Annotated in this window: 15 protein-coding genes; 6 read left to right on the top strand and 9 right to left on the bottom strand. The window is 55.4% G+C overall.

The annotated features are described in order from the left end of the window. Positions 1-25: 25 nt before the first annotated feature. From hycI to hycA, 9 genes are all read right to left on the bottom strand, one after another. Positions 26-496, bottom strand: coding sequence for a hydrogenase maturation peptidase HycI (hycI, locus tag NMD08_RS05915; protein ID WP_151224245.1), 471 nt, complete (start codon positions 494-496; stop codon positions 26-28). Continuing rightward, positions 489-899 (bottom strand): formate hydrogenlyase maturation HycH family protein, encoded by a 411-nt coding sequence (locus NMD08_RS05910; RefSeq protein ID WP_005130585.1) that lies wholly within the window; start codon positions 897-899, stop codon positions 489-491. The genes hycI and NMD08_RS05910 overlap by 8 nt, the downstream gene beginning before the upstream one ends. After that, a complete protein-coding gene (gene hycG, locus NMD08_RS05905) occupies positions 896-1,663 on the bottom strand; it encodes a formate hydrogenlyase subunit HycG (RefSeq protein WP_151224246.1) in 768 nt (255 codons plus the stop codon). Before hycG ends, NMD08_RS05910 begins: the two co-directional genes overlap by 4 nt. Continuing rightward, complete coding sequence (gene hycF, locus NMD08_RS05900; protein WP_003846595.1) at positions 1,663-2,205, bottom strand: formate hydrogenlyase subunit HycF; 543 nt, start codon at positions 2,203-2,205, stop codon at positions 1,663-1,665. Before hycF ends, hycG begins: the two co-directional genes overlap by 1 nt. Before the next feature lie 9 nt (positions 2,206-2,214). Further along, positions 2,215-3,924, bottom strand: a complete 1,710-nt coding sequence (gene hycE / locus NMD08_RS05895) for a formate hydrogenlyase subunit HycE (protein WP_005130590.1) — start codon at positions 3,922-3,924, stop codon at positions 2,215-2,217. A gap of 17 nt (positions 3,925-3,941) precedes the next feature. Further along, complete coding sequence (locus NMD08_RS05890) at positions 3,942-4,865, bottom strand: respiratory chain complex I subunit 1 family protein (protein WP_187253104.1); 924 nt, start codon at positions 4,863-4,865, stop codon at positions 3,942-3,944. Positions 4,866-4,867: 2 nt separating this feature from the next. Next, positions 4,868-6,694, bottom strand: a complete 1,827-nt coding sequence (gene hycC, locus NMD08_RS05885; protein ID WP_187258903.1) for a formate hydrogenlyase subunit 3 — start codon at positions 6,692-6,694, stop codon at positions 4,868-4,870. Then, positions 6,691-7,302, bottom strand: a complete 612-nt coding sequence (hycB, locus tag NMD08_RS05880) for a formate hydrogenlyase subunit HycB (protein ID WP_005130602.1) — start codon at positions 7,300-7,302, stop codon at positions 6,691-6,693. The genes hycC and hycB overlap by 4 nt, the downstream gene beginning before the upstream one ends. 143 nt (positions 7,303-7,445) lie before the next feature. After that, on the bottom strand, positions 7,446-7,904 hold the full coding sequence (hycA, locus tag NMD08_RS05875) for a formate hydrogenlyase regulator HycA (RefSeq protein ID WP_151218204.1): 459 nt from the start codon (positions 7,902-7,904) through the stop codon (positions 7,446-7,448). Positions 7,905-8,102: 198 nt separating this feature from the next. On the opposite strand from hycA, the gene hypA reads away from it, so the two are divergent. From hypA to flhA, 6 genes are all read left to right on the top strand, one after another. Then, a complete protein-coding gene (hypA, locus tag NMD08_RS05870) occupies positions 8,103-8,459 on the top strand; it encodes a hydrogenase maturation nickel metallochaperone HypA (RefSeq protein ID WP_042310587.1) in 357 nt (118 codons plus the stop codon). A 72-nt stretch (positions 8,460-8,531) separates the two neighbouring features. Then, positions 8,532-9,404: a hydrogenase nickel incorporation protein HypB gene (gene hypB, locus NMD08_RS05865; protein ID WP_151218205.1), complete on the top strand. Its 873-nt coding sequence runs from the start codon at positions 8,532-8,534 to the stop codon at positions 9,402-9,404. Then, entirely contained in the window at positions 9,395-9,667 is a 273-nt protein-coding gene (gene hypC / locus NMD08_RS05860; RefSeq protein ID WP_151218206.1) for a hydrogenase 3 maturation protein HypC, read from the top strand. Before hypB ends, hypC begins: the two co-directional genes overlap by 10 nt. Then, on the top strand, positions 9,667-10,788 hold the full coding sequence (hypD, locus tag NMD08_RS05855) for a hydrogenase formation protein HypD (RefSeq protein WP_151218207.1): 1,122 nt from the start codon (positions 9,667-9,669) through the stop codon (positions 10,786-10,788). The genes hypC and hypD overlap by 1 nt, the downstream gene beginning before the upstream one ends. Then, the gene (hypE, locus tag NMD08_RS05850; protein WP_286538245.1) at positions 10,785-11,795 is read left to right on the top strand and encodes a hydrogenase expression/formation protein HypE; all 1,011 of its coding nucleotides are present in this window, start codon (positions 10,785-10,787) and stop codon (positions 11,793-11,795) included. The genes hypD and hypE overlap by 4 nt, the downstream gene beginning before the upstream one ends. 128 nt (positions 11,796-11,923) lie before the next feature. Next, positions 11,924-14,002: a formate hydrogenlyase transcriptional activator FlhA gene (gene flhA / locus NMD08_RS05845; protein ID WP_370619743.1), complete on the top strand. Its 2,079-nt coding sequence runs from the start codon at positions 11,924-11,926 to the stop codon at positions 14,000-14,002. Positions 14,003-14,036 lie beyond the last annotated feature (34 nt).

Here is a 14,036-nt window from a genome sequence, read left to right as displayed (position 1 = left end):
CACTCCCATCCGGCACTGATACGGTTTACTCTTCCGGCGCTTCAAGCTCGGAGAATCCACCGTGCCCTTCCCAGCCAGCTAACCGCTGATAGACGGTATCGACCGCATCCTTGATTGGTTGTGTCATTGGGTAATAAAAACCAACAATATCCGGCTGAATACCAAGGAAAATCACCTCGCCAACATCGTCTTTCAGCTGATCAACCAGGTAGTTCAGCGGCATGTTGTGAGTGGTCATCATGAACATCTCGGCAATGTCATCGGGATCGATAATGCGGATTTGACCTGGGTTCAGCCCCATATCGGTAGCATCAACAATCAACAAACGTTGCGGACGCAGTTCACGGATGGCGACAATGTCGTTCTCCGGCGCGCTACCGCCGTCGATGACAACCCAGTTGCCTTGAGGATTTGCGACACACATTTCAGCCAGCAGGGGACCCGCGCCGTCGTCGCCCATCATGCTGTTACCCACACATAATAAAACGTCAGTCACGATGTCTCCTCACCATCAGATAGATGGCGCTTTCCTGGTGGATGTCGTGCAACATGCTGAGCATCAGTTTGCTCCACTCCTGCTGCTGCGGGGTTTGCACGGCACGCGCATCATCGAACGCACGCGCCAGCATTTGTACATGGTTGAAATCGATGACGATCTCGCCGTACTTCGGCACGCCCTCCATTTTCCGGCGGGCTTCACTGCCTTCGGCAAGCGTGGCAATCCACGCCAGATAGTCATCCCACGGACAGGTTAACGCCGCTTCCAGGCAATCGATGATCCCAAGGTGGTGACCAATCGCCAGGCTGTAATAGACAACCTGCTGCGCCTCGGCGGGCGTTGCATCGTTCTCATCAATAAACTTACGGCTCAGTTGGCTGAACACCACCGTTTCACTCATCGGATACGTGCCTCTTCAACAACATGGTTAAGATGCGTAACGATCTCGGTCAGACGCGGATCGTTTTCCGCTTCCAGCCAGCGCGCCACCTGGTGCTCGCCCTGGCCTAACTGCGTCATATAATCATCAGCAATCTGGCGACCATAGCGATAGCCCGCCAGACGGCGCGCCTCGCGATCGATCTTCACGCGCAGCGGTTGAACCATATCCGAATGCAGAATTTCGGCGGGCTGCCCATCCAGTTCACCCGGCGCACGCGCGTGAATTTTCTGTTCCAGCAGACCAAGCGCCATTGCAAAACCGTACAGCGTGGCCGCAGGCGTTGGCGGGCAGCCAGGGATATACACATCCACCGGTACGATTTTGTCCGTGCCGCCCCATACGCAGTATAAGTCGTGGAAGATACCGCCGCTGTTGCCGCAGGCACCGTAAGAGATACAAATTTTCGGGTCTGGCGCAGACTGCCAGGCGCGCAGCGCCGGAGAGCGCATGGCACGTGTTACCGCGCCGGTAAACAGCAGGATATCCGCATGGCGCGGGGACGGTACCACTTTGATGCCAAAGCGTTCGGCGTCAAACAACGGAGAGAGCGTAGCGAAGATTTCGATTTCGCAACCGTTGCAGCCGCCGCAGTCCACACGGTAAACGTACGCTGAACGCTTGATGCTTTTTAGCAGCGACGCTTTCATGCTGGCAATGGATTCATCCACCGTCATCGGTACCGGAATACCGTTGGCATCACGTGGGCCTAATAAATTGCTCATCAGCTGGCCTCTTTCATATGGCGAGTCAGTTCAATACGGTCAGACGGCACCAGGCATTTCTGGCGCTTACAATCCGGGCAGGTCTCAAAGCTTTCGCGGTGGTTTTCCGCACGGGAATCACCGTTGTGCTTCAGCAACGCAATGGCGTAATCAATCTCTTTTTGTACCGCAAACGGGCGGTTACATACGCGGCAATTACACAGCGCAAAGCGAGACTGCTGCAGGAAATCCTCTTTCTTCCACACCGCCAGCTCATACTCCTGCGACAGCTTGATTGCCGCCGTCGGGCAAACTTCTTCGCAGCGGGCGCAGAAGATGCAGCGACCAAGGTTGAACTGCCACGCCAGTTCATTGGTGACCAGATCGGTTTCAACCGTCAGCGCGTTCGACGGGCACGCATTCACACAGGCCGCGCAGCCAATACACTGCTGCGGATTGTGTTCCGGTTTGCCACGGAAGTTTTTATCGACCGCAATCGGCTCCAGCGGATACGACGACGTCGGCGCCCCGGTTTTGATGACTTTTTTGATAAAGGTAAACATGGCGATTCCTTATTTCAGCGGCGAGTTTTTACGCTCGATGCTGTAGCGCTCAAGTTCTTTGTACGGCACGACTTTGCTCTTCTTCTTACGCACATCAACCACGGTCATACGGTCAGTACAGGAGTAGCAAGGATCGAGGCTACCGATAATCAGCGGTGCATCGGAAACGGTATTGCCACGCAGCATGTAGCGCAGCGTCGGCCAGTTGGCGTAGGTCGCCGCACGGCAACGCCAGCGATACAGTTTCTGGTTATCGCCGGTCATACTCCAGTGGATATCATCTCCGCGCGGCGCTTCAGCAAAGCCCAGTGCAAAACGGTGAGGAATATAAGTAAAGCCTTCTACCATCAGCGGACCGCCCGGCAGATTATCCAGACCAAAGTCGATCATATTCAGTGCGGTATAGACTTCATTAATACGAACTTTCAGACGAGAAATAACGTCGCAGCCCTGCTCGCTATGAACTTCCATCGGCAGCAGACCATAGCCAACAAACGGGTGATCGGCGCGGGTATCGCGCGCGTGGCCGCTGGCGCGAACCATCGGGCCGACGTTACTGAAGTCGCGGGCAATTTCCGGATCCAGACGACCAATACCGACCGTACGCTGTTCCATGTTTGGCGTGCTGAGCAGCATATCGACCAGTTCCTGCACGTCACGACGCATCTGCTGCGCCAGTTGACGGGTCTGGATCATATCTTCTTTCAGCAGATCACGACGGATACCGCCGATCAGGTTCAGACCGTAAGTTTTACGTGCCCCGGTGAGGATCTCCGCCATCTTCATCGACGTTTCACGCACGCGGAAGAACTGCATAAAGCCGGAGTCAAAACCGGTGAAGTGACAGGCCAGACCGAGGTTCAGCAGATGTGAGTGCAGACGCTCAACTTCCAGCAGAATGGCGCGGATCATCTGCGCACGCTCCGGCACCACGATGCCCATCGCATTCTCAACGGAGGTGGTATAGGCGGTGCTATGCGCAAAGCCGCAGATACCACACACGCGATCTGACAGGAACGTTACTTCGTTGTAACCCATACGGGTTTCCGCCAGTTTCTCCATGCCGCGATGGACATAGAACAGACGGTAGTCGGCGTCGATGATGTTCTCGCCGTCAACGAACAGACGGAAGTGACCTGGTTCATCAGAGGTGACGTGCAGCGGGCCGATCGGCACCACGTTATTTTTCTTGTCGCCCAGTTCGTTGATGAACTCGTAGGTTTCAGCATCGGTAGTCGGCGCCGGGCGCTGACGATAATCCATGCTGTCTTTACGCAGCGGATAGAGTTCGTCCGGCCAGTCATCAGGCAGTACCAGACGGCGCTCATCCGGCAAACCAACCGGGATCAAACCGTACATATCGCGCACTTCGCGCTCACCCCAGACCGCAGCCGGAACACGCGGCGTGACGGACGGGAACTCCAGCTTATTGGCATCGACTTCAACGCGGACGGTTATCCAGCACTTGGTGCCCTGCTCCATCGACATCACGTAGTAAACGGCGTAATGGCCGCACAGCTGACGTTCGTCGTTACCAAACAGCACGGACAACCAGCCGCCCTGTTTGTAGTACAGGAACTCCACCACTTCCGGCAGGTAGTTCACCTTGACGGTGATCGTCAGCTGATCTTTGGTCTGCCAGGCTTCATCCAGCACCACGCCCGGAAAGGCCTGATGCAGTGCAGCGAGATAGTGTTGACCTAATTTTTCTTCAGACATGCTCAAACTCTCTTAAATCACGCCACCAGCAAGGAGACGAACGCTAAAAACGCAAACCCAAAACCGGCCCAGGTCACGCGTGAAGTGGCGCAAAAACGCAGACGCGCCATGCTGTTTTCGAACAGGGCGATAACCAGCACGCCGAGAACCAGTTTGACGACGGCAATCACCAACGCCAACAGCAGCCCACCGGCTGTGAAGGTTTCCATCTGTCCCCACGGCAAGAACACACCAACGAACATTTGCAGAACAACCAATTGCTTAAGGCTAATGCCCCATTTCAGCACCGCAAAACCGCTGCCGCTGTATTCGGTCAATGGGCCTTCCTGCAGTTCCTGCTCGGCTTCCGCCAGATCGAACGGTAGTTTGCCCATTTCGATAAAAGTGGCAAAAGCGCAGGCGCACAGCGCCAGAATCAGCGGGATGCTATACGTGGCAGGCCAGTGATAAACGGTATCGGCGATGTTGCTGATGTGGGTCGAACCGGCAACCTGCGCTGCAACCCACAGACCCAGCAGCAGGATGGGTTCAACCAATACGCCGAGCATCGCTTCGCGGCTGGCACCAATGGCGGTAAACGGGCTACCGGTATCCAGTCCCGCGATAGAGAAGAAGAAGCGGGCGATAGCGAACAGATAAATTAAGGTGATCAGATCGCCCAGTTGCGGCAGCGGTGAGCCAACGGTCACTACCGGCAACGCAGTGGCGATAGTCAGCATCACGCCCACCATCACAAACGGCGTCAGGCGGAAAACCCAGCTGGAATCCGCAGGCGCAATGCTCTGACGCCCCAGCAGTTTGATAATGTCGCGGTATTCCTGCAAAACGCCCGGACCGCGGCGATTGTGCAAACGCGCACGCGCCACGCGGGTAACACCGGAAAGCAGCGGCGCAACGGCAAACAGCACCAGCGCCTGAATTAACGGATATAAAACACTCATTCTCAGGCTCCTCGTGAAACCACAATCACCACCAGTACCGCCAGCTCAATCAGCGCCAGGCGACGAAACAGCACCGGCGCAGCCGCATTCTGCCAGCCCGGAACCAGTGACACCGGATTCAGCCATTTACGCAGTTTGAGTACCGGAGCAAAGGCTTCTTTCACTGGCATAGCAAAACCATGCGCAGTAATGACCATTGACTGCTCGTGATCGTAGCCACACACCCATGCCGCACCGCGTGAACGCGACGGCAGGCGGTTACCTTTGAAAATCGCCATGATGATGAACGGCAGTAGCGGGCACGCGATCAGCAGCAGCGTGATCATCGGCTGAGAAACGGTGGTGTTCGCGGTTTCCAGCGGTAGCGGAACAGCAGAGGAGATCATCGGCAGCAGCCACGGCGCAGCCACACCGCCAATCACACAGCAGATAGCCAGCGCAACGACACTCACACCCATCAGGATTGGTGCGCAGCAGGCATTCTCAGCTTCCTTCGTACGCGGTGCGCCAAGGAACGTTACGCCATAGACTTTTGCCATACACATCACCGCCAGCGCGCCGGTAATTGCCAGCCCAACCGCCAGCAACGGCCCTAACAGACGACCGACAAACGCCCCGCTGTTACCCAGCTTGAAGAAGGATTGATAGATAACCCACTCACCGGCAAAACCGTTCAGCGGCGGCAGCGCGGCCATCGCCATCAGGCCAACCAACATCGCCAGAGAGATAACCGGCATACGTTTACCGATCCCGCCCAGTTTTTCGATATCGCGATGACCGGTACGGAACCAGATGCTGCCCGCGCCCAGGAACAGAACGCTTTTGAACAGGCTGTGGTTGACCAGATGATACAGACCACCGGTTAAACCCAGCGCAATCAAAGCAGGTTGATTCAGGGAAATGCCGGTCACGCCAGCACCCAGACCCAGCAGAATAATGCCGATATTTTCCAGCGTGTGGTACGCCAGCAGACGCTGGATGTTGTGCTCCATCAGCGCATAAAGACCGCCGACAAATGCGGTGATCATACCCAACACCAGCAGCGTAATTCCCCACCACAGCGGCGCGTTACCGCCCAGCAGCGACAGCGACAGAATACCCAGCAGCCCCACCTTCATGACCACGGTAGAGAACAGCGCCGCAGCCGGCGCGCTGGCGTTGGCGTGTGCCTGCGGCACCCATCCGTGCAGCGGAATAATCCCGGCCAGCAGGCCAAAACCTGCCACACCCAGCAGCCAGATGTCAGACCCGAGCGGCAGCTCCTGAGTGCGCAGGTCTAGCAGACGCAGCTCCAGCGTGCCGTAACGTTGCCACACAAGGTAGCAGGCAATCGCCAGCAGCAGCGTACCGATACGCCCCAGCGCAAACCACAGTTTCCCCTCTTTGCTGCAGCCGGTGAGGAACACGGCACAAAGCGCCATGATTTCCGCCATCACCACCAGCGTCCCGAGGTTGCTGGCCACCACCGCACATACCGCTGCTGCCATCAGCAAATTTATCAGCAGGCCGTTAGCTTTGACCTGTGGATGACGATGCCAGTCGATGTTGTACAGGCTGACAAACAGGCCACACAAGCCCAGCGTAATCAGCCAGATGGCATTTAGCGGGGTAATTTGCAGACTGTGACCAATAAACGGCATCACGCCGCTCACCGCCAGCGCATTAGTCAGAACGGTAAAACCCGCAGCCGCCGTACACAAGCTGCCGACCGCGCCGCCAACCCCGGCAATCCAACCGCTCAACGGTTTATGAAATGAAAACAGAAATGCCAGAACCGCCGCAGCCGCAAACCAAGCCACGCCGCTGTTAATTAGTGAAATTGCGCTCATTTTGCATCCCCACTCTGAGCCTGCTGAAACAAGGTGAGATCGCCGAAATCGGTATTGAAAGTCAGCTCACGCTTACGTTTGCTGGCGCGGGCGATATCCATGTTGCTCACCAGGTGCAGGGCTTTGGTTGGGCACATGCGCACGCAGGCCGGACCCTGTTCGTCAAAACTGCACAGATCGCATTTCACCGCAATGGCGCGAACGCCCGGAACCCAGTCCAGCAGCGTGCTCACACGGGCAGGTGCAGGCGGAGCCGGAGGCGCTTTTGGCGTATTGGCGTTTGCCGGGATGTGTAGCGGACGGCTACCGGAAAACTCAATCGCGCCGAACGGACAGGCAATCCCGCACAATTTGCAACTGACGCACAGGCTTTCATTCAGCTGTACAGCACCGTCAACACGATTAATCGCATTAACCGGACAAACGGTGGCGCAAGGTGCATCTTCACACTGGTGGCAAAGCTGCGGCGCGGATTCTTTTTCATTTAACATCACTTTCAGGCGCGGCATAGACTGCAGGCCATGCTGGCGATGTGTCTCTGAGCAGGCAGCTTCACAGGTGTGGCAGCCGATACAAAGAGTGGAGTCAGCAATTACAAAACGATTCACCAGGCATTCCTCAGGTGATAGTCATTTTTGACGAAAACATGTCTGCGAAATGTCATTTCGACATTTTTCGACATGCCCATTCCCTAAACTGTCGTGACGCAGAATGAAAGCGCATCATGACAAAACTGGGCAGTACCCGAGGCTTAAGCCGGGCTATGTCCCTCAACCAGTTGACTTAAATTCACCGGCATATTGTTCTCAACCGCGGTATACAGGCTGTCGTAGACGGTGGCGATTTTTTCGAGATAGTGCTCCAGCACCTGTTCACGATCGCGGGCGTTGATACGCTCATCGACTTTACCGTCGATGGTCAACTGTGCCTGTGCAATCAGTTGTTTATCATCACCATCTTTTGTTTCGACGTAGTACTCGATGGTGTGGCTGTTAAAGCCATCCGCCAGCGTGACGTAGATAGTGAAGTGTTCAAAAAGGACAAAGCAGAGATCTTTGTCCGGCGCACAGCTCATTGCATGATGCAAACGCGCTTTCGACAGGGTGATCCCCTGAACCAGCGAGTTACAGTAAATACGCCACTGGTCCTGTAGGCGACGATGCCGTTCAGCGATGTAATCGGCTTTTTCGCTTATTTCCCAAATAGTCATGTCAGGTTACCCGTTTAGCAGAGATGAACAGCTTTAAGCACATTTCATGCCAAAATTAAAATCCTTAATTTTCATACAGATAAAAAATCAAAAACGAGTGACGACATGTCATTTCGTCATCGTCGTCATTGTCACGTTGGAAAAAATCCAAGCTGGCATGTTTATTGCTTTTAGTACGGCAACTTCACAGGAGGCGGTATGCACGAAATAACCCTCTGCCAACGGGCACTGGAATTGATTGAACAACAGGCCACCCAGCACGGCGCAAAACGAGTAACTGGGGTCTGGCTCAAAATTGGCGCATTTTCTTGCGTAGAAACCAGCGCTCTCGCCTTTTGTTTTGATCTGGTATGCCGTGGCACCCTTGCAGAAGGTTGTAAACTCCACCTCGAAGAACAAGAAGCCGAATGTTGGTGCGAATCTTGTCAGCAATACGTCACCTTACTGACGCAACGCGTGCGTCGGTGCCCGCAATGCAACAGCGATACGCTGAGAATTGTGGCCGATGACGGTCTACAGATTCGGCGAATTGAAATTGGCGACGCTGAAGATTAATTAATGCCGGATATCGACTTAGTCATTTCCGGCATAAAAAGCTAGTAATAAGCAATAGATCAGGAGTGAGCGATGTGTACGACATGTGGTTGCGCTGAAGGCAACCTTTATATAGAGGGTGATGAGCATAATCCCCACTCGGCGTTTCGCAGCGCGCCATTTGCCCCGGCGGCTCGCCCGGCACTGAATATTACCGGTGTGAAAACCTCCAGTTTCACACCGAGTCAGACCGAAGAAGGCGATTTGCACTATGGTCACGGTGAAGCAGGTACCCATGCGCCGGGCATGAGCCAGCGCCGCATGCTGGAAGTGGAAATTGACGTACTGGATAAAAACAACCGTCTGGCCGAACGCAACCGCGCCCGCTTTGCGGCCCGTCAGCATCTGGTGCTGAACCTTGTTTCAAGCCCGGGCTCCGGTAAAACCACGCTGCTGACCGAAACGCTGATGAAGCTCAAAGACAACGTGCCGTGTGCCGTCATTGAAGGCGACCAGCAAACGGTTAACGATGCCGCACGTATTCGTGCCACGGGCACGCCAGCCATCCAGGTCAACACCGGTAAAGGTTGCCACCTCGACGCCCAAATGATCGCTGACGCCGCGCCGCGTTTGCCGCTTGAAGACAATGGTATTTTGTTCATTGAAAACGTCGGCAACCTGGTTTGCCCGGCGAGTTTCGACCTCGGCGAACGCCATAAAGTGGCCGTGCTTTCCGTCACTGAAGGCGAAGACAAACCGCTGAAATACCCGCATATGTTTGCCGCCGCCTCGCTGATGCTGCTCAATAAAGTGGATCTGCTGCCGTACCTCAATTTTGACGTAGATAAGTGCATCGCCAGCGCCCGGGAAGTAAACCCGGAAATTGAGATCATCCTGATTTCTGCCACCAGCGGCGAAGGGATGGACCAATGGCTCTCCTGGCTGGAGACGCAGCGATGTGCATAGGTGTTCCGGGTCAAATCCGCACCATTGACGGCAACCAGGCTAAAGTCGACGTTTGCGGTATTCAGCGCGACGTCGATCTGACGCTGGTCGGTAGCTACGATGAGCATGGTCAACCCCGTTTGGGCCAGTGGGTACTGGTTCACGTCGGCTTTGCCATGAGCATCATTAATGAAGCAGAAGCGCGCGACACGCTCGATGCGCTACAAAACATGTTTGACGTTGAGCCGGATGTCGGCGCGTTGCTGTATGGCGAGGAAAAATAATGCGTTTTGTTGACGAATACCGCGCACCAGAACAGGTGATGCAGTTGATAGAGCACCTGTGTGAACGTGCTGCACTCCTCCCCTACACTGCTGAACACCCGCTGCGCATCATGGAAGTTTGTGGTGGTCATACCCACGCAATCTTCAAGTTCGGTCTCGATCAATTACTGCCTGAAAACGTCGAGTTTATTCATGGTCCGGGCTGCCCGGTTTGCGTTCTGCCGATGGGCAGAATCGACAGCTGTGTAGAAATTGCCAGCCATCCGGAAGTGATTTTCTGCACCTTTGGTGATGCGATGCGCGTCCCGGGTAAACAAGGTTCCCTGCTACAAGCCAAGGCGCGCGGCGCGGATATCCGCATCGTCTATTCACCGATGGATGCGCTGAAGCTGGCACAGGAAAACCCAACGCGTAAGGTTGTGTTCTTTGGCCTGGGTTTTGAAACCACCATGCCAACAACCGCCATTACCCTGCAACAAGCAAAACAGCGTGACGTGCAGAATTTTTACTTTTTCTGCCAGCACATCACGCTTATCCCTACGCTGCGCAGCCTGCTGGAACAACCGGACAACGGCATTGATGCCTTTTTAGCGCCGGGCCACGTCAGCATGGTGATTGGTACCGATGCCTATAATTTCATTGCCTCAGATTTCCATCGTCCGTTAGTGGTCGCCGGTTTCGAACCGCTCGATCTGCTGCAGGGCGTGGTGATGTTGATTGAGCAGAAAATTGCCGCGCACAGCCAGGTAGAAAACCAGTACCGTCGCGTGGTACCGGACGCCGGTAACGCGCTAGCGCAACAGGCAATTGCCGACGTGTTCTGCGTCAATGGCGACAGTGAATGGCGCGGTCTGGGCGTGATTGAATCTTCAGGTGTTCATCTGACGCCGGAGTATCAACGCTTTGATGCCGAAGCGCATTTCCAGCCAGCACCGCAGCAGGTGTATGACGATCCGCGTGCGCGTTGCGGAGAAGTATTGACCGGCAGATGCAAACCGCATCAGTGCCCGTTGTTTGGTAAAACCTGTAATCCGGAGACCGCATTTGGCGCCCTGATGGTCTCCTCAGAAGGCGCATGTGCCGCCTGGTATCAATATCGTCAGCAGGAGTGTGAAGCATGAACAGCGTACAACTCGCCCACGGTAGCGGCGGTCAGGCTATGCAGCAGTTGATCAACAGTCTGTTTATGGAGGCTTTTGCGAATCCGTGGCTGGCGGAACAGGAAGATCAGGCACGTCTGGAACTGGCGCAACTGGTCGCTGAAGGCGACCGTCTGGCGTTTTCAACCGACAGCTATGTTATTGATCCGTTGTTCTTCCCGGGGGGGAATATCGGCAAGCTGGCTATCTGTGGTACGGCTAACGATGTGGCCGTCAGCGGCGCGCTCCCGCGCTATCTCTCCTGCGGTTTTATCCTCGAAGAAGGTTTACCAATGGAGACACTGAAAACCGTCGTTAACAGCATGGCGGCAACCGCGCGCGAAGCGGGCATTGCCATCGTCACCGGCGACACCAAGGTTGTACAGCGCGGCGCGGCGGACAAACTGTTTATCAACACCGCCGGAATGGGCGCGATCCCGGCTAACATTCACTGGGGGGCACAAACCCTGAGCGTGGGCGATGTGCTGCTGGTCAGCGGTACGCTTGGCGATCATGGCGCAACTATCCTCAACCTCCGCGAACAACTGGGTCTTGATGGCGAACTGGTCAGTGACTGCGCGGTATTGACACCGCTTATCCAGACGCTACGTGATATCCCCGGCGTGAAGGCGCTGCGTGACGCGACCCGTGGCGGCGTGAATGCGGTAACGCATGAATTTGCCGCATCATGCGGGTTTGGTATTGAGCTGTCAGAAGCGGCCCTGCCCGTGAAGCCTGCAGTACGTGGCGTTTGCGAACTGCTGGGCCTCGATGCGCTCAACTTTGCTAACGAAGGCAAGCTGGTGATTGCCGTTGAACGTCAGGCCGCTGAAACGGCACTTGCCGCGCTGCGCGAGCATCCGTTAGGACGCGATGCCGCAATGATTGGCGAAGTGGTAGAGCGCAAGGGTGTGCGTCTTGCCGGACTCTACGGCGTGAAACGAACCCTTGATTTACCACACGCCGAACCCTTACCTCGTATATGCTAACAGCCCATTAGCGGCAACGTGTAGGCCGGATAAGCTGAAATCGCTATCCGGCAATAATTTACGACTTATACCTATAATTCATTTACCGTTTTCGCACCGTTCTGCGGTGCTTTTCCTGGAAAAGCAATATGTCGTATACACCGATGAGTGACCTCGGACAGCAAGGCCTGTTCGATATTACTCGTACATTATTACAGCAGCCCGATCTCCCGTCTCTCAGCGAGGCGCTTTCGCAGCTGGTCAAGCGTTCAGCGCTGGCCGACTGTGCGGCTATTGTCTTATGGCAGGCACAAACGCAGCGTGCGCGTTATTTTGCGACGCGTGAAAATGGTAAACCCATCGATTATGAAGACGAAACGGTACTGGCCCATGGCCCGGTACGCCGTATTTTGTCCCGCCCCGATGCGCTGCACTGCAACTATCACGAATTTACTGAAACCTGGCCACAGCTGGCCGCTGGCGGACTGTATTCTGAATTTGGCCACTACTGCCTGCTGCCGCTGGCGGCGGATGGGCGCATCTTTGGCGGCTGTGAATTCATCCGTAATGAAGATCGTCCATGGAGTGAAAAAGAGTACAACCGGCTGCAGACCTTCACCCAAATAGTCGGCGTTGTAGCTGAACAAATTCAAAGCCGGGTCAGCAACAACGTCGATTACGATCTGCTGTGCCGCGAGCGTGATAACTTTCGCATCCTGGTCGCCATCACCAATGCAGTGCTCTCTCGCCTGGACATTGACGAACTGGTCAGCGAAGTCGCCAAAGAGATCCACCACTACTTCGACATCGATGCCATCAGCATCGTGTTACGCAGCGATCGCAAAAACAAACTCAGCATTTATTCCACCCACTATCTGGATGAACATCATCCGGCGCACGAACAAAGTGAAGTGGATGAAGCTGGTACGCTTTCCGAACGCGTGTTCAAAAGCAAAGAGATGCTGCTGATTAATCTGAGCGAACGCGATACGCTCGCCCCTTACGAACGGATGCTGTTCGAAACCTGGGGCAACCAGCTACAGACCCTGTGTCTGCTGCCGCTGATGTCGGGCAATACTATGCTCGGCGTCCTTAAGCTGGCGCAGTGCGAAGAGAAAGTGTTCACCACTGCCAACCTCAAACTGCTACGCCAAATCGCCGAACGCGTGGCGATCGCCGTAGATAACGCTCTCGCCTATCAGGAAATTCATCGCCTGAAAGAGCGCCTGGTCGATGAAAACCTGGCGCTCACAGAACAACTTAACAACGTGGAGAGCGAGTTCGGCGAAATCATTGGCCGCAGTGAAGCAATGTACAGCGTGCTCAAACAGGTCGAAATGGTGGCGCAAAGCGACAGCACCGTCCTGATTCTCGGCGAAACCGGAACCGGTAAGGAGCTGATTGCCCGAGCAATTCACAACCTGAGTGGGCGTAACGCCCGCCGGATGGTAAAGATGAACTGTGCCGCCATGCCTGCCGGGTTGCTGGAAAGTGACCTGTTTGGTCATGAGCGCGGCGCGTTTACCGGGGCCAGCACGCAGCGGATTGGACGTTTCGAGCTGGCCGATAAAAGCTCGCTGTTCCTCGATGAAGTGGGCGACATGCCGCTGGAGCTTCAGCCCAAACTGCTGCGCGTATTGCAGGAGCAGGAGTTTGAACGTCTGGGCAGCAATAAACTGATCCAGACCGACGTTCGCTTGATCGCCGCCACTAATCGCGATCTGAAAAAGATGGTCGCCGATCGCGAGTTTCGTAACGATCTCTACTATCGACTGAACGTCTTCCCAATCTATCTGCCGCCACTGCGCGAGCGCCCGGAAGATATCCCGCTGCTGGTGAAAGCTTTCACCTTTAAAATTGCCCGCCGGATGGGGCGCAATATCGACAGCATTCCTGCCGAAGCGCTGCGTACGCTGAGCAGCATGGAATGGCCGGGCAACGTGCGCGAACTGGAAAATGTGGTGGAGCGTGCAGTTCTGCTTACCCGAGGCAACGTGCTACAGCTGTCCCTGCCGGATATTGCCGCGTTGACGCCGTCCGCACCACCAGTGGCCACCGAAGTTGCGCAGGATGGCGAGGACGAATACCAGTTGATCATGCGCGTTCTGAAAGAGACCAACGGCGTGGTTGCCGGTCCTAAAGGTGCAGCGCAGCGCCTGGGACTGAAGCGCACCACGTTACTCTCGCGTATGAAACGCCTGGGCATTGATAAGGATGCGCTGGTTTAACTGATTGCCCGATAGCGCCACGCTTATCGGGCAT

This window comes from Citrobacter meridianamericanus (assembly GCF_041320245.1).
Classification (GTDB): domain Bacteria; phylum Pseudomonadota; class Gammaproteobacteria; order Enterobacterales; family Enterobacteriaceae; genus Citrobacter; species Citrobacter meridianamericanus.
This window is presented reverse-complemented; position numbering and strand designations above follow the sequence as displayed.

Excerpts from the sequence above, each read along its gene's own strand:
- NMD08_RS05910 (WP_005130585.1), bottom strand. The coding sequence starts at position 899 with ATGAGTGAAACGGTGGTGTTCAGCCAACTGAGCCGTAAGTTTATTGAT.
- hycG (WP_151224246.1), bottom strand. The coding sequence starts at position 1,663 with ATGAGCAATTTATTAGGCCCACGTGATGCCAACGGTATTCCGGTACCG.
- hycF (WP_003846595.1), bottom strand. The coding sequence starts at position 2,205 with ATGTTTACCTTTATCAAAAAAGTCATCAAAACCGGGGCGCCGACGTCG.
- hycE (WP_005130590.1), bottom strand. The coding sequence starts at position 3,924 with ATGTCTGAAGAAAAATTAGGTCAACACTATCTCGCTGCACTGCATCAG.
- NMD08_RS05890 (WP_187253104.1), bottom strand. The coding sequence starts at position 4,865 with ATGAGTGTTTTATATCCGTTAATTCAGGCGCTGGTGCTGTTTGCCGTT.
- hycC (WP_187258903.1), bottom strand. The coding sequence starts at position 6,694 with ATGAGCGCAATTTCACTAATTAACAGCGGCGTGGCTTGGTTTGCGGCT.
- hycA (WP_151218204.1), bottom strand. The coding sequence starts at position 7,904 with ATGACTATTTGGGAAATAAGCGAAAAAGCCGATTACATCGCTGAACGG.
- hypA (WP_042310587.1), top strand. The coding sequence starts at position 8,103 with ATGCACGAAATAACCCTCTGCCAACGGGCACTGGAATTGATTGAACAA.
- hypB (WP_151218205.1), top strand. The coding sequence starts at position 8,532 with ATGTGTACGACATGTGGTTGCGCTGAAGGCAACCTTTATATAGAGGGT.
- hypC (WP_151218206.1), top strand. The coding sequence starts at position 9,395 with ATGTGCATAGGTGTTCCGGGTCAAATCCGCACCATTGACGGCAACCAG.
- hypD (WP_151218207.1), top strand. The coding sequence starts at position 9,667 with ATGCGTTTTGTTGACGAATACCGCGCACCAGAACAGGTGATGCAGTTG.
- hypE (WP_286538245.1), top strand. The coding sequence starts at position 10,785 with ATGAACAGCGTACAACTCGCCCACGGTAGCGGCGGTCAGGCTATGCAG.
- flhA (WP_370619743.1), top strand. The coding sequence starts at position 11,924 with ATGTCGTATACACCGATGAGTGACCTCGGACAGCAAGGCCTGTTCGAT.